Source organism: Ohtaekwangia sp. (assembly GCF_036786105.1).
GTDB lineage: Bacteria > Bacteroidota > Bacteroidia > Cytophagales > Cyclobacteriaceae > Ohtaekwangia.
In genome coordinates this window covers 1-18,694 of sequence record NZ_DAIQRQ010000031.1, presented here as the reverse complement: position 1 = coordinate 18,694, position 18,694 = coordinate 1, and the positions used below count along the sequence as shown (strand labels likewise).

Annotated in this window: 18 protein-coding genes; 14 read left to right on the top strand and 4 right to left on the bottom strand. The window is 45.4% G+C overall.

Annotation, left to right across the window (positions count from 1 at the left end):
- Positions 1–45 precede the first annotated feature (45 nt).
- The 8 genes from V7Q33_RS13670 (at position 46) to V7Q33_RS13635 (ending at position 10,099) form a co-directional block, all read left to right on the top strand.
- Positions 46–3,519, top strand: coding sequence for a two-component regulator propeller domain-containing protein (locus tag V7Q33_RS13670; RefSeq protein ID WP_333820206.1), 3,474 nt, complete (start codon positions 46–48; stop codon positions 3,517–3,519).
- 41 nt (positions 3,520–3,560) lie between these two features.
- Positions 3,561–4,196: a response regulator transcription factor gene (locus V7Q33_RS13665; protein ID WP_331980074.1), complete on the top strand. Its 636-nt coding sequence runs from the start codon at positions 3,561–3,563 to the stop codon at positions 4,194–4,196.
- Between the two features lie 246 nt (positions 4,197–4,442).
- The gene (locus tag V7Q33_RS13660) at positions 4,443–4,883 is read left to right on the top strand and encodes a lipocalin family protein (protein ID WP_331980072.1); all 441 of its coding nucleotides are present in this window, start codon (positions 4,443–4,445) and stop codon (positions 4,881–4,883) included.
- Positions 4,884–4,929: 46 nt separating this feature from the next.
- The gene (locus V7Q33_RS13655; RefSeq protein WP_333820205.1) at positions 4,930–5,556 is read left to right on the top strand and encodes a porin family protein; all 627 of its coding nucleotides are present in this window, start codon (positions 4,930–4,932) and stop codon (positions 5,554–5,556) included.
- Between the two features lie 40 nt (positions 5,557–5,596).
- A complete protein-coding gene (locus V7Q33_RS13650; RefSeq protein WP_333820204.1) occupies positions 5,597–8,236 on the top strand; it encodes a T9SS type A sorting domain-containing protein in 2,640 nt (879 codons plus the stop codon).
- Positions 8,237–8,484: 248 nt separating this feature from the next.
- A complete protein-coding gene (locus V7Q33_RS13645; RefSeq protein WP_331980066.1) occupies positions 8,485–8,940 on the top strand; it encodes a nuclear transport factor 2 family protein in 456 nt (151 codons plus the stop codon).
- Positions 8,941–9,204: 264 nt separating this feature from the next.
- Positions 9,205–9,819 carry a hypothetical protein gene (locus V7Q33_RS13640; RefSeq protein WP_333820203.1) on the top strand — a complete coding sequence of 205 codons (615 nt, stop codon included), beginning with the start codon at positions 9,205–9,207 and terminating at the stop codon, positions 9,817–9,819.
- Between the two features lie 76 nt (positions 9,820–9,895).
- Positions 9,896–10,099 carry a DUF433 domain-containing protein gene (locus V7Q33_RS13635; RefSeq protein WP_333820202.1) on the top strand — a complete coding sequence of 68 codons (204 nt, stop codon included), beginning with the start codon at positions 9,896–9,898 and terminating at the stop codon, positions 10,097–10,099.
- On the opposite strand, the gene V7Q33_RS13630 is transcribed toward V7Q33_RS13635, so the two are convergent.
- Positions 10,080–11,807, bottom strand: coding sequence for a hypothetical protein (locus tag V7Q33_RS13630; protein WP_333820201.1), 1,728 nt, complete (start codon positions 11,805–11,807; stop codon positions 10,080–10,082). The two genes, V7Q33_RS13635 and V7Q33_RS13630, sit on opposite strands and share 20 nt — an antisense overlap.
- A gap of 207 nt (positions 11,808–12,014) precedes the next feature.
- Between V7Q33_RS13630 and V7Q33_RS13625 the strand changes: the two genes are divergently transcribed.
- A complete protein-coding gene (locus V7Q33_RS13625; RefSeq protein WP_333820200.1) occupies positions 12,015–12,473 on the top strand; it encodes a hypothetical protein in 459 nt (152 codons plus the stop codon).
- Here the strand turns inward: V7Q33_RS13625 and V7Q33_RS13620 are convergent.
- Positions 12,455–13,501: a quinone-dependent dihydroorotate dehydrogenase gene (locus V7Q33_RS13620; protein WP_333820199.1), complete on the bottom strand. Its 1,047-nt coding sequence runs from the start codon at positions 13,499–13,501 to the stop codon at positions 12,455–12,457. The genes V7Q33_RS13625 and V7Q33_RS13620 overlap by 19 nt on opposite strands.
- A 111-nt stretch (positions 13,502–13,612) precedes the next feature.
- On the opposite strand from V7Q33_RS13620, the gene V7Q33_RS13615 reads away from it, so the two are divergent.
- Complete coding sequence (locus V7Q33_RS13615) at positions 13,613–14,122, top strand: hypothetical protein (protein ID WP_331977970.1); 510 nt, start codon at positions 13,613–13,615, stop codon at positions 14,120–14,122.
- 74 nt (positions 14,123–14,196) lie between these two features.
- On the opposite strand, the gene V7Q33_RS13610 is transcribed toward V7Q33_RS13615, so the two are convergent.
- Both V7Q33_RS13610 and xerD read right to left on the bottom strand, forming a co-directional pair.
- On the bottom strand, positions 14,197–14,742 hold the full coding sequence (locus tag V7Q33_RS13610; protein ID WP_331977968.1) for a DUF4136 domain-containing protein: 546 nt from the start codon (positions 14,740–14,742) through the stop codon (positions 14,197–14,199).
- Positions 14,743–14,823: 81 nt separating this feature from the next.
- The gene (gene xerD / locus V7Q33_RS13605) at positions 14,824–15,732 is read right to left on the bottom strand and encodes a site-specific tyrosine recombinase XerD (RefSeq protein ID WP_333820198.1); all 909 of its coding nucleotides are present in this window, start codon (positions 15,730–15,732) and stop codon (positions 14,824–14,826) included.
- 74 nt (positions 15,733–15,806) lie between these two features.
- Here xerD and aroQ point away from each other — a divergent pair, with 74 nt between their 5' ends.
- The 4 genes from aroQ to V7Q33_RS13585 all read left to right on the top strand — a co-directional run bounded on the left by aroQ (position 15,807) and on the right by V7Q33_RS13585 (position 18,563).
- Positions 15,807–16,238 (top strand): type II 3-dehydroquinate dehydratase, encoded by a 432-nt coding sequence (gene aroQ, locus V7Q33_RS13600; protein ID WP_333820197.1) that lies wholly within the window; start codon positions 15,807–15,809, stop codon positions 16,236–16,238.
- An 81-nt stretch (positions 16,239–16,319) separates the two neighbouring features.
- The gene (locus V7Q33_RS13595) at positions 16,320–17,375 is read left to right on the top strand and encodes an aminotransferase class V-fold PLP-dependent enzyme (protein ID WP_333820196.1); all 1,056 of its coding nucleotides are present in this window, start codon (positions 16,320–16,322) and stop codon (positions 17,373–17,375) included.
- A 102-nt stretch (positions 17,376–17,477) separates the two neighbouring features.
- Positions 17,478–17,840 (top strand): hypothetical protein, encoded by a 363-nt coding sequence (locus V7Q33_RS13590; RefSeq protein ID WP_333820195.1) that lies wholly within the window; start codon positions 17,478–17,480, stop codon positions 17,838–17,840.
- Positions 17,841–18,032: 192 nt separating this feature from the next.
- Positions 18,033–18,563 (top strand): carbonic anhydrase, encoded by a 531-nt coding sequence (locus V7Q33_RS13585; RefSeq protein WP_333820194.1) that lies wholly within the window; start codon positions 18,033–18,035, stop codon positions 18,561–18,563.
- The last annotated feature ends 131 nt before the right edge of the window (positions 18,564–18,694 follow it).

Here is an 18,694-nt window from a genome sequence, read left to right as displayed (position 1 = left end):
TACTTCGTTCGTAATTCATGTTGCGAATGACTAACTTTCTAAGTTGTGAGACCCCTCTTCACTTTTATACTGCTGGTATTGTCTGCTCACCTGGTGAGAAGTCAGTATTATTATCACTTTGAAACGCTCACAGAGCAGAGCGGATTGTCTGATAATCGCGTTACTTGTTTTCTAAAAGATCGCACCGGCTTTCTCTGGATCGGAACAGCAAACGGGTTGAACCGATACGATGGTTTTCAATTCAGAGTATACCGCCCGGGCAACAAGCATTTCACACTTTCGCATGAACATATCAATGCCCTTGCGCAAGATCAGCAGGGAAGATTGTGGGTGGCAACCTGGAGCGGACTCAATGTATTGAACATTGCGAAAGACAGTCTGCATATTTTCACTTCATCGTTAACACCGCCCGCGCAAAGTCATGCGTTGAGCAATTCACTGATCTGGGATGTATATGCCGATGCACACAACCGAATATGGATTGCACCCGATGCGCGCGACCTCTGTTATTACGATGTCGCTACGCGCACATTCACTTGTTTTCCGTGGCGAGAGTTTGTGCACACGGTATTGCCGGGCCGGTCGATCGGTTCGCATACTACCATTAAAAAGATCATTCGTAAATCTGATCATGAACTCTGGCTTGGCACAACAGCCGGCCTGTTCAGCTTCGATATGCAGCAACATACGTTTGCCTATCACGGTGGCGATGACGCTGCCGACTTTATAGCCCTCTATTACGCTGAGAAGCAGCACAAAGTATTTCTCGGGCAAAACAAACTCTATGTATTTCACACCGAAAACAACCGGCTCAACGAGATACAACCTCAATCAACTTCTAAATATACCACCAGCCACAACGAAGTGATTTTACTGCCCGCCGGCAACGGACTCTGGCGTATTGATCCGGATACAGAAGAAGCATCGCCTTTATTAACAGACGATAGTGATCCATTCAGCATGCAACACGAAACGATTACAGACATATTTACCCAGGATGACATTACCTGGATAGGCACTTCTGCCGGCGTAAAAATTTACGATGAACATACCGACCTCTTTCCTTTCACACCCGTGTTTACTTCCTTACGCACGCCTGCAGCCGGCAGTGTATACCATGTATTGGATGCCGGCGAAGAGTTGCCGTACTATGTCAGCTCCTATACCCACAACGCCTGGGTAACGGTGAACAAAGAAAACGGAGAGGCTACACCAATCACTACGCTCGATCAAAAGCCACTACAAAAATGCTCTTATACATTTCAGGATTCAAAGCATCGCTTATGGATACTCACGAGTCGCTCTGTTTTTGTTTCTGATTCAGCGCATCAGCATTTTACTACATTTCCATTTCCCATGAAAGAGGATGAATACCTCTTTCATGAAATGATTGAAGATGCCGCGGGCAACTTCTGGTTTGCATCCATGCGTTTTGGTGTATTCAAATATACTGCCGCTACGCATGAGTGGAAGCAGCTCACTGAAAAAGAAGACGGGCTTGTAACTGCACGACCTACTGCATTGCTCTCCGATCCTAAGCACCATGCCGTATGGATCGGTGATTATGGCACCGGTGTTTTTCGATACGATCTGAAAACAAAAAAATTCACGAACTATACCGTTGCCTCTCACGGTGCACACAGCCTGCGCTCATCGCTGGTAAATGATCTGACTGCCGATAATAACGGTAACATCTGGATTGCGACTACATCGGGCGGTATCAGTAAATTTTCTTACAACGCACCTCCCGACAAAAGTATAACAACCTATTCCATCGAGACAGGCCTGCCGGAGAATACGATCTACGCCGTGCAAAGCGATCTGCGCGGCAATATATGGCTGGCTTCTTTTAAAGGCCTCACCTGCATCAGCGGCGAAGGAAAGGTTATCCACCATTACGACAAAGCAAACGGCTTGCCCTTCTCCAATCTCACCAATGCTATAACACGCAACAACGCCGGTGAATTACTGACTGGAGCCGGCAACGGGTTTATCAGATTTCACCCCGACAGCCTCGTGCAGATGTCGGCTAAATTTCCGGTGGTTATTACGCGGGCTCAACTCAGCGATAGTATTTTTACCGGCATCGATAAACCCGTATTCTCGCACCGGCAAAATGAGCTGATGGTAGAGTTCGCTGCGCTCACCTATACCTTGCCACAGCAGGTGCGCTATTACTACAAGCTCGATGGCTTTGATACAGACTGGATCGATGCGGGCAACATTCATCATGCGCACTATATAAACCTGGGCGATGGTATATATACCTTCCAGGTAAAGGCGGTTGACCCGGGCGGCAGAGAATCGTCCAATATAGCATCTATACAATTTACCATTACACCCCCGTTCTGGAAAGAGTGGTGGTTCATTACCGTCATTGTGAGTCTCTCTGTATATGGTTTATACTCGTGGATCATTTCCCTGCAACGCAAGCTCACGGCACAAAAAATATTGAATCAGTTTGCCACATCGCTATACCACAAGAATACCGTGAACGATGTATTCTGGACAGTCGCCATCAATTGCGTGGAACTGTTGAAGTTTCAGGATTGTGTGGTATACCTGATGATCCGCGAGAGCGAGACGCTCGTACAAAAAGCTGCTGCCGGTCCCAAGAGCATGGAGCCCTTCCGCATACTAAACCCGATCGAGATTGAATTAGGAAAAGGTATAGTAGGCACGGTAGCGAAGACCGGCAAGGCAGAGCTCATCCACGATACTTCGAAAGACAGGCGGTATATTGTTGATGACCAGGTGCGGCTGTCGGAGCTTACGGTACCTATCATGGTAGATGGCAAAGTTTTTGGCATTATAGATTCGGAGCATCCTCAAAAAAATTTCTACAAGCGCTGGCACTTGCACATGGTGCAGGAGATCGCTGCTATTTGCAGTGCCAAGATCAGCCGCTATTTTGTGGAAGAACAGATACGCAGCAAAGTGGCGCGCGACTTGCACGATGATATGGGGTCTACATTATCCAGTATCAAGATCATGAGCAACATTGCACTGGAGAAACGCGAAACCGAAGCAGCACAACATTGCCTCCGGTCCATTCGTGAAAATGCGGCACTGATGCAGGAAAGCATGAGCGACATTGTGTGGGCTATAAACCCGGAAAACGACTCGCTGGAAAAAGTGATTATCCGCATGAAAGAATTTGCAGCGGAGATACTCGAGCCACTGGATATATACTATGAATTTATTGAAGACGGAGATTTTGCCACGGCCAGGCTCGATCTGAACGTGCGCAAGGATTTTTACCTCATCTTCAAAGAAGCTATCAACAATGCAGCAAAATATAGTCAGTGTAAAAAACTGATTGTGCACCTGACGCGTTTTGCACAGGGCATTCGCCTCCGCATCAGCGATGATGGTATTGGCTTCGACAAAATGATTCTTTCAAACGGTAACGGATTGAAGAATATGCGTTACCGCGCAGAAACAATTCACGCAGTTTTGCAGATTGAATCGGTGCCGCAGGAAGGCACCAGCATCTTCCTGCGAATACCGCTCACATAATCAGGGTATAGGGTAAACGGGCCGATGCGTTAAATTGCGCTGTGGCAATCCGACTTCTTTTATATGAGGACAATCAGCAGTTGCGCGAGAGCGTGAGCGCGTTGATTTCCCTTTCTCCCGATTTCAACCTGGCTGCCAGCTTTGGTGAAGTGACGCGCGTGGAGCAACAGGTAAAAAGTTTACAACCTGAAGTAATCCTGATGGACATAGACCTGCCGGGTATGAACGGTATTGAAGCGGTGAAACGCATCCGTTCATTCGATTCATCGGTATATATACTCATGCTTACCGTATTTGATGACAACAAGCACGTGCTCGATGCCATCTGCGCAGGCGCCTCGGGCTATCTTCTGAAAAAATATTTGCCCGAAAAACTGATTGAAGCCATCCACGAAGTAATGAATGGCGGAGCTCCAATGAGCCCCGGTATAGCCCGTTTGGTAGTGGCTCAGTTGCAACAGCTCCCGGCCGATCAGGCCAACCGTTACCAACTTACTGCACGCGAGAAAGAAATTCTGGCCAGCCTTTCAAAGGGTAACAGCTATAAACTCATTGCTGCGCATTTCTCCATCAGCATTGATACCGTACGCACCCACATCAAACATATTTACGAAAAGCTGCAGGTACGAAGCCAGACCGAAGCGGTATCAAAAGCCATCAACGAGAAACTCGTATAGTATAATTGTACTAGTCAACCCGCACTTTTTTCGCTCACATTTTCGTGTGATGCACAGGCCCGTTTGCACCCATTACCTTCGTGCATCGGTTTTTAAAAGTTATGCACGCACAAAGACCCTCTCCATTTTTAGTTATTGCAAATACACGTTACGCTGCCCGTCAGCTAACCGGCAAAGTATATACCGGCAACCTGAACGCTTCAGCGTAAAATATATAATTCGTAAATAATTAAGAATACTGTGCGTATGACAAATAAGATATTGATTGTTGCGTTGGCTTTAGCAACTCTTGGCTCGGCTTCGGTATCCTGTTCGGAAAACATTCCGGACTGCCCATCGAGGATGTGTGTTATGGCCGGTGGCTGGAAACTTACGGAGGTATATATTGACGGTGAAAAAGACGTCACCTCCGACCTTAGTCAATACAGATTAATCCTAACAAGCCCTTCTCCAGCCACCGACACCACATCCTCGTTTAGCCGGACGCAGGTTAGCGGCAAAACAGATTCCGGTAACTGGTCCATTCGTAACAACAACACGGTTCTGCAGCTCATTCCCTCTGATGCTGCCAAAGAACAGTGGATCATTGAAAGCCTCACCCCCCGCAAACTTGTATTGATCATTCACCGCGACACCAATATAAAACAGGGGCCGTCTACCATTGAATTTATATTGGAGCCGTATTGATATTTTTGCAGCATTGCGCTGGTCTCACTTCTACCCCTACCCTGTCATGAAAAAAATCTTTACACTGCTTTTAATTGTCAGCCCGCTATTGCTACAGGCGCAGCTATATATAGGTGCGAAGGCCGGGGCAACACTTTCCAACTACAAAACAAAAACCCCCTGGAAAGAAGTAGCGAATCTCGGATTCAGCTTTGGTGCCACCAGCTTTAAACAACTCAACACCAACTTCGGGTTACAGGTTGATCTGCAGTATACCCAAAAAGGATACTATCACAAGGTTTGCAACACCATAACCGATCAGCTGAAAGCCAATTATATCGAAATACCGATTATGGTGGATTACGGATTCATTATCCCTTCGCTTGATAATTTCAAAGCGCACGTTACACTCGGTATATATACAGCATACTGGTTGAGCGGCAAATACAAAATGGAAGGTTTCGATCAATCGAGCGAAAATTTTGATTTCAGCAAAAGCAACGCTTCGCGTTTTGATATCGGCCCAAATGCCGGAGGACGTCTGGAGTATATATTGAAGAATGGCAGTGTATCGCTCGACTTCCGTTACGAGATGGGGCTGCTCGATCTTCAAAAACGCATAAACGACAATACACGTAACACAAACCGCGCACTGCTGGTTAGCCTGAGCTATTTAATGCCAATTGGCAATTAAGATAATATATACTTATCAGCTATTTAAAAAATCATTACTCATGCAAAAACTATACGGGCTTGCATTCACCTTACTGGCATCTGCGCTGTATTTTAATGCTATAGGGCAATCCAACGATCACCGGCTTGATGCTTACACGGTACAATATGGTGTTGATCGCATCGCTCACTCGAATGGTTATACCCTGCTGATGGGTTCGAGCATTCAACAAGCAGGAAAGTATACCGGCTGCGGCGTGGCGTTGGATGCTGCCACGGCTGCTTATGACAGTGACATGCCGGTAATCAGCGGACAGATTGCTGCCGTTGTTTCCGATGGGCAGGGCGGGTGGTATATAGGCGGATACCTGAATGCTGTGGATAACCAACCAGTAGGAAATCTCATCCATATAAAATCGGATAAAACACTCGATACAAACTTTACGCCCAAGCCCGATGCGTATGTAGGCACGCTTACACTGGAGGGAACAACACTCTACCTCGGTGGCAACTTCAGCCAGGTTTATGGGCAAAACAGAAGTTATATCGCTGCGATCAATATTTCCACCGGAACACTTTTGTCGTGGGCTCCCGATGCCAACAGTTTTGTTCACGCTATACAAGTAGTGGGTACCACGGTATATGTGGGAGGAGAATTTACTTCCATTGGTGGGCAATCACGTACGCGACTTGCAGCCCTGGATGCTACTACCGGACTTGCCAGTGCCTGGAATCCTTCTGTTGACTATATTGTAATGTCAATTGCCGTACAAACATCCTCCAACACCATTTTCATTGGAGGGTTCTTTGATACTGCCGGGGGCCAGGTGAGAAACGGATTAGCACAACTCAGTCTTTCTACCGGATTAGCTACAGGCTGGGCCGCCGATACCAATGGCACGGGCTATATATATAAGATATTACTCTCGGGAACGAACCTGTTTGTAGCGGGCTCATTCTCTACTGTTGATGGCGTTGCGCGAAACTCGGTGGCCTTGATCGGCACTACAGGAACAGGAAATGTAGCTTCCTGGGATGCCCAGCTCAATACCAATGCGTACGTCTACAACATAGCGATCAATGGAACCACGCTATATTTAGCCGGCTCCTTCTACCAGGTAAATTTGGTTAATCGCACGAGTATAGCCGCCGTCAATACAACCAGTGCTGCATTATTGAACTGGAGCGCGAGCCCGAACAGCGATGTAATGGGTCTGGCAACCAATGGCAGCAGCGTTTTTATAGGCGGGTATTTTTCCATGGTAAATCCGCTTACGCGCAATGACTTTATTCTGCTCAACGAATCTACCAATGAAATATGGCCCTTTACATTTGGTCTGAATGGTGGCGAAATATACACCATGCAAGTTCAGGGAAATACACTATACATCGGCGGAGCATTCTCTGCAATCGATAGGTCTGCCCGGAAAAATCTGGCAGCATTCGATATCCCCACCGGTAAGTTACTTTCATGGGCACCAACAGCCAATGGTACAACTGCTACGTTTGACAACACGGTAGTGCGCTCTATGAAGATTAAAGATAACACGCTATACTTTGGTGGCGTGTTTCTCAATGTAAACGGTGTTGCCCGCCCCAACCTCGCAGCGGTAGATCTCACCAGTGGCAAAGAGACTACCTGGAATCCGGTAGTAGGCGATGGTAAAACAACCAGTCAATATGTAAACTCGATTGACATCAAAGACAACACGCTATATGCCGGTGGAGTATTTTCATTGGTTGGCGGTCAATCACGCACACATCTTGCCGCAGTGGATACTGAAACCGGCACCGTACTTTCATGGGCACCCGATGTAGCAGGCTCCGGCATCAACAAACTGGTTGCCCGCGGAAGTACGGTATATGTAACCGGCGATTTTCCAAAATCTATAGGAGGCGCTTATCGTCCGTATAGTATAGCTGCGCTCGATGCCACATCAGCACAAGCTACCGCGTGGAATCCTTTATTCCTCCATGGCAGGGTAATTGATATCGCTGCAAACGACTATACCTTGTTTGCATCCGGCAATTTCGACTCAGTAGGTGTACAGTCGCAAAACGGTGTGGTATCATTTGATCTGAGCACTACCAATCAAAAAAGCTGGAATCCTGATCTGACCTCTGGTGAAGGCGGATACTATATTTATGCGCTGGCTGCCTCTGCACGCAGATTATATGTTGGCGGTGAGTTTTACTATGCAGGTAACGAACCTCGTGATAACTATGCAGAATATGATCTCTGCCTGCCTGTGGGTGCATTAACACTGAACGGTTCCACGCTCTCGGCTCCCGCCGGAACAAGCTACCAATGGTACCTGAATGGAGAAGCGATACAAGGTGCTACCAGCCAATCGCTGGATATAAATTTATTGGAGAATGGTATCTATAGCGTAGTGGTTACCAGCACCGGGTGCGAAGAGCGTTCCGATGATTTTGCGTACCTGATCACTGGCAATGAATCCTCCCCGGATCGTGATGTTATACTATATCCTAATCCAACCGCGGCAGAGCTTGTAGTCACCATACCGAACACGCAGCCTGCCACTATTCGCATCGTTGATGTTATGGGTAGAACTTTACGAACAGCCATTGCCTCTGGAACAAGTAACCACATGAACGTAAGCGATCTTCAGGCTGGTGCCTATCTCGTAAAAGTTCAGTATGGCCATATTGAATCCACAAAAAAATTCATTAAGAAATAGAGTCAGCTTTTACAGGTATATATAGGGCCGGGTGATTCCGGTCCTTTTCTTTTATAAACTCTCTTCAGCCCCACCGTTATCAAACTTCACACATACTAATAACGGTACTGCTGACACATGAAACTCATCCAACAATCACTGTTTAAACTCACTAACTTCAACACATAACACTTCAACACTCAAAAGGTTATTTCTTTTTTGCTATGAATCGTTGCTGGTAAACAGTACATTCACTTAAACCTACTACCATGAAAACCGTTGGGCTCGAAAAAGATAAAGGTTACAACAACCGTCAGCAGTGCATAAGTTTCCTGAAGGCATTAGAAGCGCGCAACATCGAATCGATGCTGGATCATTGTACATACGATGCCCTGATACAAGTTATACCACTTGGAAAATCTTTCAGCGGACTTGCTCATTCCTTCGGCAAATTTTTCTGGACGGCCTTTCTGGAAAGCTTTTCCGACCTTCGCATTATCTTCCATGATATGAATTGGATGGAAGAAGAATCAGAGAAAGTCACCATCCTCATTACACTTCAGGCGGTTCACACATTTCCATTTGTTGGCATCCGTTGCTCCGGAAACACACTGGATTGCTGGCACATTTTCATCTTCCAACTGAATGACCTATCCCAGATCACAAACATAGAAGTAAACTGGAATCACTCCGAGATGAAAGCACAGCTTATGCGCGAGGAGTAGCTCCAGTATTCTTTGATATGTTCGTTACCCTTCATAGCAGGAAAATTCTATAATGTGCTGGTATATCAGAAAATCTTCAACGAAAAATCGCCCAACCCTGCGTTCCGTACAAATCGAATTAGCATAACAAGCCAGAAACATCAATAAAGCCTCCAAGCTTTATCGATAAAATACACATATAAGCGATATTTCAATTTCAAACTACTATTTTATAGTTTTGATTTTTGGCAATCAGATATAGGTTACCGAAAATAATACACTTACATGAAATATATACTTGCCCTCGTATTGAGTACTGCATCACCGCTGCTGTTCGCACAGTATAAGCCGGAAGATTTTAAGGCTGCGTTACTGGAAACTAAAGATGGTGCCATGATTGTATACAACGGAGAGAAGAACGCTTTTACCGTGCGCATTGTAGCGGCTTCCGTAACGCCCGCTACGGAGCCTAATTTTCTGCGGATTAATAATAATCTCTTTCAATCTACCATCATTCCATTTCAGGAGGAGCTTGATTTTAAGACGCTGACACCAGAACAACAAAAAGAACTCTTAACAGGCTATAAGAATTATGAGAAAGAATACATCGAGGAGCAATTGAAGAGTAAGCTTATTGATAAAGAAGAATTTCTTATCATCAATAAAAAAGTATTCAAGTATTGGGCGTTCAATATGCCTTCGGGAAATGAGTCGGTAAAACAACAGCTGTATCTGATCACAATCTGTTATGATCACATGCTGGTACTCAATGCGCCGGTGGTAAAGAACAGGTCAGAATCAACCATAAAAGGTATACTGGTAGACATTGCGCACACGTTGCAACTTTACAACGGCAAGACATTGGATTTGGAGAGGTTGAGTAAAGAGTTAAAGAAATAAGTAATACGACCTGTCTATTAATTATTGTTGAATTCTCCGCTACGAAGTAATATCTAAAAAATAGTAAATTTATTTTATGAATTGGCGAGATTATATAATATCCGATAAAGAAGTTCTGTTGGGTAAGCCTACCGTCAAAGGAACGAGAATTTCCGTAGGGCATATCATAGGTCTGCTAGCCCGGGGATGGATTGAAATCGAAATACTTGAAAACTATCCACGATTAACAAAAGAATCTCTTCAAGCCATATTACCAAACCTCAATACCTCGAAGCGCTGATCGCTATATCTGAATTCTTCCATGCTTTTTCAAACCGCCTGGCAGTAGCCGTCAGCTCGCTTTTCTTGCCAAGTTTTTGTTGACTCAGTTGCAAGCCGCGCAGCGACCATCCGTTCTCCCGATTTCGCTTCAGGTCTTCCGTATATACTTGTTCAGCTTCGGCAAATTTCCCGGCATCGAATAGTGCTGCTCCTAAAAAATGTCGCGCAGGGATTTTCCAGTCCGGGGGTTCCATATAGCGGAGGTTATCTTCTGCCTGTACAGCTTCCTGTAGTTCGGCTATACCTTCGGCAAGTTTATTTTGTTTCAGTAGCCATTCACCACGCAAGAGATGTACAGGCACTTTTACTATATCAGCAACAGGATTAAACGAGAAGTATATTGTTTTCAACGTATCCAGCTTTGTGAGCGAATCGAGCCTGGCCAGTTCAATAGTTACCTGTGCTATATTTCCCGTACGCACCGATGCGATGCCGCGTGAGAATCGCCAGATGATGTTGGAATATATCAACTGCTTATCCGGATCTGGCAGCGACAGTATATCATTCCATTTCCCGAAACGAACATAGGCCAGCATAGGCTCTACACCAAAGTACTGCGCAAATACCGGGTTCGAATGCGTGATCAGGCTTCCTTTATAGGCCATCTTCAACGCTGACTGAATTCCCAATGCACTGCGTCCATCCATGTAAGAGCTGAAGCTGATGAAATCTATATTATGAGGATAATACCCGATGCGATACATGCCCTGATTCGCAGAATTGGCAAAATAGTCTTCGTCTGCCTTTACTGCTTTTTGATTCATTTCGATGGAACGTGCATACTGCCCGGTGCGGATATAAATATGCGCCGGCATGTGCAGCAGGTGTCCTGCGCCCGGCATGGCAGTTTCCAGAAATATAGCACTGGGCAATGCAATCTCCGGTGTAGGCGAAGCTTCGGTGATGTGTATATACAAGTGATGCGCACCCGGATGTTTCGGAAATTTACGGATCACATTTTCGAGCATCGCCATGGCTTCGGCAGCAGCAGGCTTGGCTGTTCCGTCTTTATTCCAATAATCCCACGGCATGGTGTTCATGATCGCATCCGCGCAAAGCGTTTGAGCTTCTGCATCGTTCGGATATTTTTTAGCCACCTGCAACATGGCATCAGCGTAGGCCTTGTTGAGTGAATCACGTACATCGTAGGCTTTGCCATTGTAGCGCGCCATCATGGCATCAATAAGATCTTTTTCTACCTGCGATATAGGAGCAATGCGCGCTTTGGCTTTTTGAATGGACTCGAAGGCGATGCGCTCACGATCTTTCGGATTTACATCATTTAAATTAGGACCGTATGCCAATGCAAGTCCCCAATACGCCATGGCACATTGCGGATCAAGCCGTATAGCTTCGCGAAAGGCACGTATCGCCTCCCAATGATTGAAGCCATATACCAGCCGAAGACCTTGTTCAAAAAACTCCTGCGCTTTCAACGAAGTGGTTGTGATAGGATAATGCAGATCGCCTAATCCTGGTAAAATGTTCACGGCAGTATATACGGTGTCGCGCCAATCGAATGCAGCCATGCCGCACATGGTAATGCGAGTCTCCGTAGGGCGGGTGTAGCGCACAGCATCATCGCGCTCAAACCTGATCCATGACCAGCAGAGGGTCACAGCCAGCAGTAATACCATTACTGCTATGCGTTGGTGTATTTTTTTCATGGTGAGAGGGGTTTATTTCACGTGCCCAACGCCTCGCCCTTACGCTAACGAATTTACTAAAAGTTACTGTACATTACTACTTTCTATTACTATACACGTTAATAGACAAAAACCGGTCTGTCGCTTGCAGATTACGTATCATGCTGCTCCGGGCACAAAAATTTAAGAGCATATCAGCTCTGATATCCCTAGTATAAAACAAGCTCTATGAAATTAAAGATACCCGCTTATCTGCTGTTATGCGTTGTGTTGCTTACAGCACTGACCTCCTGCCATGATGATGACAACAAAGGAGCGCGCACCGTAGAAGGCAAATGGCAGGGAACATTACTGGAAGCGAAGATTCTGGTACTCAGTATTCCGGTACAAACACGCAAAGACGATACATTCAACGCTATACTGGAATTTCAGGGCAGTGGGAATTTAACCGTTCAGGATGACGGCACGACTGCTTCCGGCCGATGGGAACAAAACGGAGAAACCGTTACGATCACTTCTGACTTTACGATTGAAAATATAAATTTCTCCGGCAACTATACAGTAAAAGAGCGAACCGATACCAAGCTCACGCTTTACGTAGAGAAAGAAGAAACCTATAAAGATCCCGACACGGGCGCCCAGATAACCGGCACCGTGCAGGCTACATTTTATTTTGTAGCCATATAGTATTGCAACAGAGCCTGATTGATTTTTTTAGCGAACGATGGTCCTTCATATACAAAGCCGGTATATACCTGCACGAGGTCTGCACCGGCTTTTAATTTTTCTACCGCATCGCTGGGCGACATGATACCACCAACACCGATGATGGGAAAATCTTTACCGAGCTTGTCGCGCAAGTAAGCAATCACCTGCGTGGCGCGATGTGTAAGCGGCTTACCACTTAATCCTCCATTACCGATCGCACGAATTTCTTCAGCACTGGTCTCCAGGTCGCTGCGCTCAATGGTTGTATTGGTAGCAATCACACCATCGGCATTGGTTTCCTTAAGTATCGATACAATATCATCGAGTTGAGAAGGCGAAAGGTCGGGTGCTATCTTCAGCAACACAGGTTTATATACCGGCTTCTGTTTGCTGAGCGATATAACATAGCGAAGTAATTTTCCGAGTGGTTCTTTCTCTTGCAATTCGCGAAGACCGGGTGTGTTGGGCGAGCTTACGTTGATCACAAAATAATCTACATAATCGTACAGTGTTTCGAAGGCTGACGCATAGTCGTCCATGGCCTGTTCGTTGGCCGTAATTTTATTCTTGCCAATGTTACCGCCTACTATTACCGATGATTTTCTTTTTCTGAGTTGTGCTACTGCAGCCATTGCACCCTGGTTGTTAAATCCCATGCGGTTAATAAGTGCCTGATCTTTGGGAAGTCTGAACATGCGGGGTTTATCGTTACCGGGTTGAGGTTTAGGTGTAAGCGTGCCTATCTCTATAAATCCAAAACCAAGGCATGCCATTTCATCAATAAGGCGGGCATCTTTATCGAAACCGGCTGCGAGCCCTACCGGGTTTTTAAATTTTAATCCAAACACTACACGCTCCAGCCGGGAATCTTTGTAATTGAAAAACACACGAAGAATCGCCTTACCCCCTGGTATTCTTCCGATTACACGCAATGTTGCAAAAACGAGGTGGTGAATTTTTTCAGGGTCGATCAGAAAGAACAGCGGGCGAATAAACAATTTATACATAAAGGCAAAGATATACAGTTAGGCAAGGATAATAACTACTGGCGGAAATCTCCTACCGTTATTCTTTAAAAATGGTATGTTCGCGCCCTAAATTAACTCTAGCTGACCTTTATGAAAAAACTTTTAATCATTGCGACCATTATATGCCTGGCATCTGCGCTGGCCAATGATGTGCTTGCCCAGGAGCGTGCCAAGAATCGTGCAGGATTTCTTCTGGCTGCCGCTTCCGATGACATTAACGAAGTAGGTATTGGCGGAATTGCTGAATTTGTGGTGGCCAAGCGGGTAACCATCTCTCCTCAAATGATTTTATACTTTCCGGAAGATCGTGGCAACTACGACATTAACTACCTGGAAATAAATGTGAACGCCAACTATTACTTCTACAACAAAGACATCTTTGAATTTTATGGTTTGGGTGGATTGAACTTTACCCGCCAGCATATTCACTATGAATATAACCGCAGCGATTACAACAACCTGGAAATTGGCTTGAATGTAGGTGGTGGTATAAACTTTGAAGTTAGCAAGACTGTAGTTCCATTCTCTGAACTTCGTGCAACCATTGGCGACTTCAACCAGATCGTTGTAACTGGCGGATTAAAATTCAACCTGCGCTAATTATACTTTGACATAATAAAAATGCCTGGCGAAAAACGTCAGGCATTTTTATTATACACTTATCGGTGAACAACTTATTTTTTCTTCTTCCGGTTGCGGCTGGGGAATTTACGCAGGGCTTTATATACCGAGTTATCTATAATCTTCGGATCGCTCGTATCACTGGTTAATGTACCGCTTACTTTCCAGAGTTCTTTCTTCGCATGTGATGATACTTCAATCTCCAATATACCTTCGCGAAAATCGCGCGACCACGAACGCGACTGGTCTACATCAGCAGCCGTAGAAGCAGGCGCTTCGCCCAACGGGCCGAGGTTCTCGGAGTTGGTTTGCTTAAAAGACCCCGTTACATAACTAACAATGAGCTGGGCGGTAGAGTCTTTTACATATCTATACCCTTTTGATTCAAGTTCGGTAGCAATAGCATTCTTCATTCTCTGAAAAAGTTCTTCTTCATTTACTTTCTGCTCATCTTCAGGCGTGATTACTTCTCCCTTTATTACCGTGAACGTTTCGTACGTAGTAAGATCAACATTCGGTGCTTCCACTACAACCTTGAACTGTGCCTGCACAGACAGTGCTGCGCCATACAATACGGCCATTAAAATATACTTTCTCATGATTTAATTCCTTTCTGCTCCATGAAGCAACGGCTGAAAGTTACATCATTCGCATGATCTTCAGTATGAATATACAGAAAATTATGACCGCGGGTGGAACTCCTGTATTACCTGCCGCAGGTAATCGCGGTCGAGATGGGTATATATTTCGGTAGTAGTGATTGATTCATGGCCAAGCATCTCCTGTACAGCACGCAGATCGGCCCCTCCTTCGATCAGGTGTGTAGCAAACGAATGCCGAAATGTATGCGGACTGATCGTTTTATCGAGCCCTATACTTTTCGCCACGTTTTTAATGATGGTAAAGATCATCACACGGGTGAGCTTTCTGCCATTACGATTCAGAAAAACGAATGCTTCCGAACCCTTCTGAGGAGGTTTATGCGGTAACTTACCCCGCAGTTCATCAATATAAAGCGTGAGGTACTTCATGGCATCGCGACCAATGGGCACAAGCCGTTCTTTGTTACCCTTTCCGGTTACGCGCAGAAAGCCCACATCAAAATACAGGTTGTTCAGTTTGAGCTCTACCAGCTCACTTACGCGAAGACCGGAGCTATAGAGCACCTCCAATATAGCACGGTTCCTCCCTCCCTCCGGTGACGACAAGTCAATGGCATTGAGTAATTTTTCAATCTCCGGGTAACTGAGTGTATCGGGCAGTTTACGGCCAAGCTTCGGGCCTTCGATCAGCGCAGTAGGATCTTTGTCAATCAGGTCTTCAAACAACAGGTATTTATAAAATGCTTTTATACCCGAGAGTATCCTGGCCTGGCTATAGGCACTCATGCCCAGTTCGTTGATATATTCGAGGAAACCCTGTAAGTCTTTCGTAGTAACTTTCAGTGGAGAGAGCCCGTCATTTTTCAGGGAAATATACCGCTGCAGCAACTCCACATCATGAACGTATGCCGCCAGCGAGTTGGCCGAGAGCGACCGCTCCACTTTGAGGTAATTACTAAAATGCCGCACGTGCATTTCCCAATTCATACCCAATATTAAAGGAAAGAAGCTTTTTATTTCTCAATCACGCCTTTAACTTTCGAAATATCTGCAACCTTGAAATGAAAATACAGATTATTAACGGCCCGAACCTGAACTTGCTGGGCAAGCGTGAAACTTCCATTTACGGCAGTCTTTCATTCGAAGAGTTTTTTGAAACACTGAAGAAGCGTTATCCTCCGCTCGAACTTCACTACTACCAATCGAATGTAGAGGGCGAGCTTGTGAACAAGATACACGAAGTGGGTTTCTCGTTCGATGGCATTATACTGAATGCAGGTGCTTATACGCATACATCCATAGCGATACACGATGCTATCGGTGGTATAAAAACACCTGTAATAGAAGTACATATTTCCAATGTATATGCCCGCGAAGAGTTTCGTCATAAAAGTCTCATCACGTCCAAATGTATAGGCATGATGACGGGCTTCGGCATGGAAGGCTATGCGTTGGCGCTGACGTATTTCATAAATAAGAACGCAGCCCTGTAGAGAGTACTGGTATCATTGCATTGGCATGATACTATAGAGGCACTATCAGTAACAAATAAAAGAACCAAACGTTCAATGGCTATGATTTCCTTTTATCCAGGCCCGTCACGGGTACACGATGCAATACCGAAATATGTAAAAGATGCTTTCAACCTCGGCATCATGAGCATCAATCACCGGAGCGATGATTTCATAAAGATGTCTGAGCAAACCATCCGGTTGCTGAAGCAAAAGCTCAACGTTCCAAAAAATTATACTGTATTCTTTACATCATCCGCTACGGAGTGCTGGGAGATCATTGCACAATCCGTTGTTACAGACAAGAGCTATCATTTGTACAACGGCTCTTTCGGGCAAAAGTGGTTTGAATATACCAAACGCATTCGTCCGCTGGCAGAGCCGCTGCCTTTTGATGTAAATGAAAAGCTCGAAGCCAGGAAATTGATCTTCGACCTGAAAGAAGGATTGATCTGCATGACGCAAAATGAAACTTCCAACGGTACGCAGGTTGCTAACAACATTATACGGGCTATCAAAAAAAATAATCCGACATACCTGCTGGCGATTGATGCTACTTCCTCCATGGCAGGTATACAACTTGATTTCAAAGCTGCCGATATCTGGTTTGCCTCGGTACAGAAGTGCTTCGGGCTTCCGGCCGGATTGGGCGTGATGATCTGTTCGCCCCAGGCATTGGAGCGCGTACAAACCATTCAGGAACACAGTCACTATAACAGCCTTACATTTATGACGGAGATGATGGCGAAGTGGCAAACTCCCTATACACCCAACGTACTGGGTATATATCTGCTGATGCGGGTATTGGAAGACAGCGATGCTATAGCTGGAACACATGAGAAAATCCATGCTCGTTATACCCGCTGGATCAGCTTCCTGAAGGCACGCAAAAACCTTAGGCATTTTGTGAGCGAAGAAGAGGTACAGTCGTATACCGTTATTCCGGTAACGGCCGATGAAAAAACGGTAACGGCTATCAAGAAAAAAGCCAAAGAAGAAGGTTTACTGCTGGGGGAGGGATACGGCACGTATAAGCCGGTTACATTCCGCATTGCCAACTTTCCGGCATTGAAAGACAAGGAGATCACCACGCTGATGAAGTTCTTGGAGAAGTACTAGAAGCGATTTATTTCTCGCCCCACGTGTTTCCGACAAAAAAACATACATGGATAGGGGCATTTTTAAAGAACGGCCTACCTTTGGTTAAACCATACGCTAAACATGGCTGGACTTTCAAGACAACTTATGCGATTGGTACTGGTAGCATTGCTGTTCCAGTTTCTGTCACCGGCATTCTTTACGGTTATGGAAGATCATGATCAGCAAAGCAATGGTTGTGCAACAGCCATTCACGCGCACTATAATACACTCGCTATACCCCAGCTTCTGAAAGAAAAAGATGAAACAGAATTTAAAACCGATGATATTCTTGATATAGCAGGTTTCATTCCGCTCCTCGACTTCTCTGCTCATTCTTTTGTTCTCGCACAGCTTCATACCATACGGTTCAGACCTTTTAACTTCAGCGACCGTATCGACCAGCATCCTCCTCTCTTCACGCTCTATAGCTCGTTTATCATTTGATACTCTCCCTGCGGGATAAATTCCGCAGCAATACACTTCCCAACTCGTTCGCGCCTGTAATCTTGATCTTCGTTCATAGCACGCATCATCGTTGCTATAGCATACAAGATCAAAATCAAAACAATATCATTTGGTCGTATTGCGACCGGCTCGTAAAAATTCAAACAAAACATCTGTACAACACGCTATCGTATGAATAAACTAACGACATTCAAATCGTTACTTCGTGAAGAGAAGACGTTGATCATTGCCTGTCATGAGCAAGAAGGAAAAACAAAATTGGAGCGGAACGAAAATCTGTTCCTGATCAGTTCTTCAGGCAATGTTCTGCAACGGTATAGTTATGTGCAGCAGGAAAATTTTCGGCATTATGTAGAAGATAAAGGTTGCAAACAGATTGTGGTCGTAGGCCACAACCATGCAGGAGCTATAGAACATATCATGAACAATCCTTCTACGGCACAACTGGTAGACGAACTCACTTTTAGCAACAAACCTTTTTCACGCCCCTATGTCATGGACAAAGTTGCACTGGAACGCGCACTGCTTGAATTTAACATCATCGAGCAATGCAACCTGTTACTGGAGTATGACTTTATCCGCGAACGGCTGAGACGCAAACTGCTAACTTTGCTCGGGGTTGTAACGGCAGCAGCAACTTCGGAAGCTTCACAGATATACTATAACGGCATTGTTTATAATAATCTCGTTTCATTAAACTGATTGATCCTGCTTCAGTTGCGGTATTTCGCATCTTCCTCTGCGCTCCGATGCAGTTGAATCAAACTCGCGCGGCAAGTTCAATTTATTTCATAGCGAAAGTGCAGGCTCGCGAAATAAAAAGCTGGACCCAG

Bases quoted from the DNA above. Each gene is read 5' to 3' on its own strand.
- V7Q33_RS13660 (WP_331980072.1), top strand. From the start codon at position 4,443: ATGACAAATAAGATATTGATTGTTGCGTTGGCTTTAGCAACTCTTGGC.
- V7Q33_RS13655 (WP_333820205.1), top strand. From the start codon at position 4,930: ATGAAAAAAATCTTTACACTGCTTTTAATTGTCAGCCCGCTATTGCTA.
- V7Q33_RS13650 (WP_333820204.1), top strand. From the start codon at position 5,597: ATGCAAAAACTATACGGGCTTGCATTCACCTTACTGGCATCTGCGCTG.
- V7Q33_RS13645 (WP_331980066.1), top strand. From the start codon at position 8,485: ATGAAAACCGTTGGGCTCGAAAAAGATAAAGGTTACAACAACCGTCAG.
- V7Q33_RS13640 (WP_333820203.1), top strand. From the start codon at position 9,205: ATGAAATATATACTTGCCCTCGTATTGAGTACTGCATCACCGCTGCTG.
- V7Q33_RS13635 (WP_333820202.1), top strand. From the start codon at position 9,896: ATGAATTGGCGAGATTATATAATATCCGATAAAGAAGTTCTGTTGGGT.
- V7Q33_RS13630 (WP_333820201.1), bottom strand. From the start codon at position 11,807: ATGAAAAAAATACACCAACGCATAGCAGTAATGGTATTACTGCTGGCT.
- V7Q33_RS13625 (WP_333820200.1), top strand. From the start codon at position 12,015: ATGAAATTAAAGATACCCGCTTATCTGCTGTTATGCGTTGTGTTGCTT.
- V7Q33_RS13620 (WP_333820199.1), bottom strand. From the start codon at position 13,501: ATGTATAAATTGTTTATTCGCCCGCTGTTCTTTCTGATCGACCCTGAA.
- V7Q33_RS13615 (WP_331977970.1), top strand. From the start codon at position 13,613: ATGAAAAAACTTTTAATCATTGCGACCATTATATGCCTGGCATCTGCG.
- V7Q33_RS13610 (WP_331977968.1), bottom strand. From the start codon at position 14,742: ATGAGAAAGTATATTTTAATGGCCGTATTGTATGGCGCAGCACTGTCT.
- xerD (WP_333820198.1), bottom strand. From the start codon at position 15,732: ATGAATTGGGAAATGCACGTGCGGCATTTTAGTAATTACCTCAAAGTG.
- aroQ (WP_333820197.1), top strand. From the start codon at position 15,807: ATGAAAATACAGATTATTAACGGCCCGAACCTGAACTTGCTGGGCAAG.
- V7Q33_RS13595 (WP_333820196.1), top strand. From the start codon at position 16,320: ATGATTTCCTTTTATCCAGGCCCGTCACGGGTACACGATGCAATACCG.
- V7Q33_RS13590 (WP_333820195.1), top strand. From the start codon at position 17,478: ATGGCTGGACTTTCAAGACAACTTATGCGATTGGTACTGGTAGCATTG.
- V7Q33_RS13585 (WP_333820194.1), top strand. From the start codon at position 18,033: ATGAATAAACTAACGACATTCAAATCGTTACTTCGTGAAGAGAAGACG.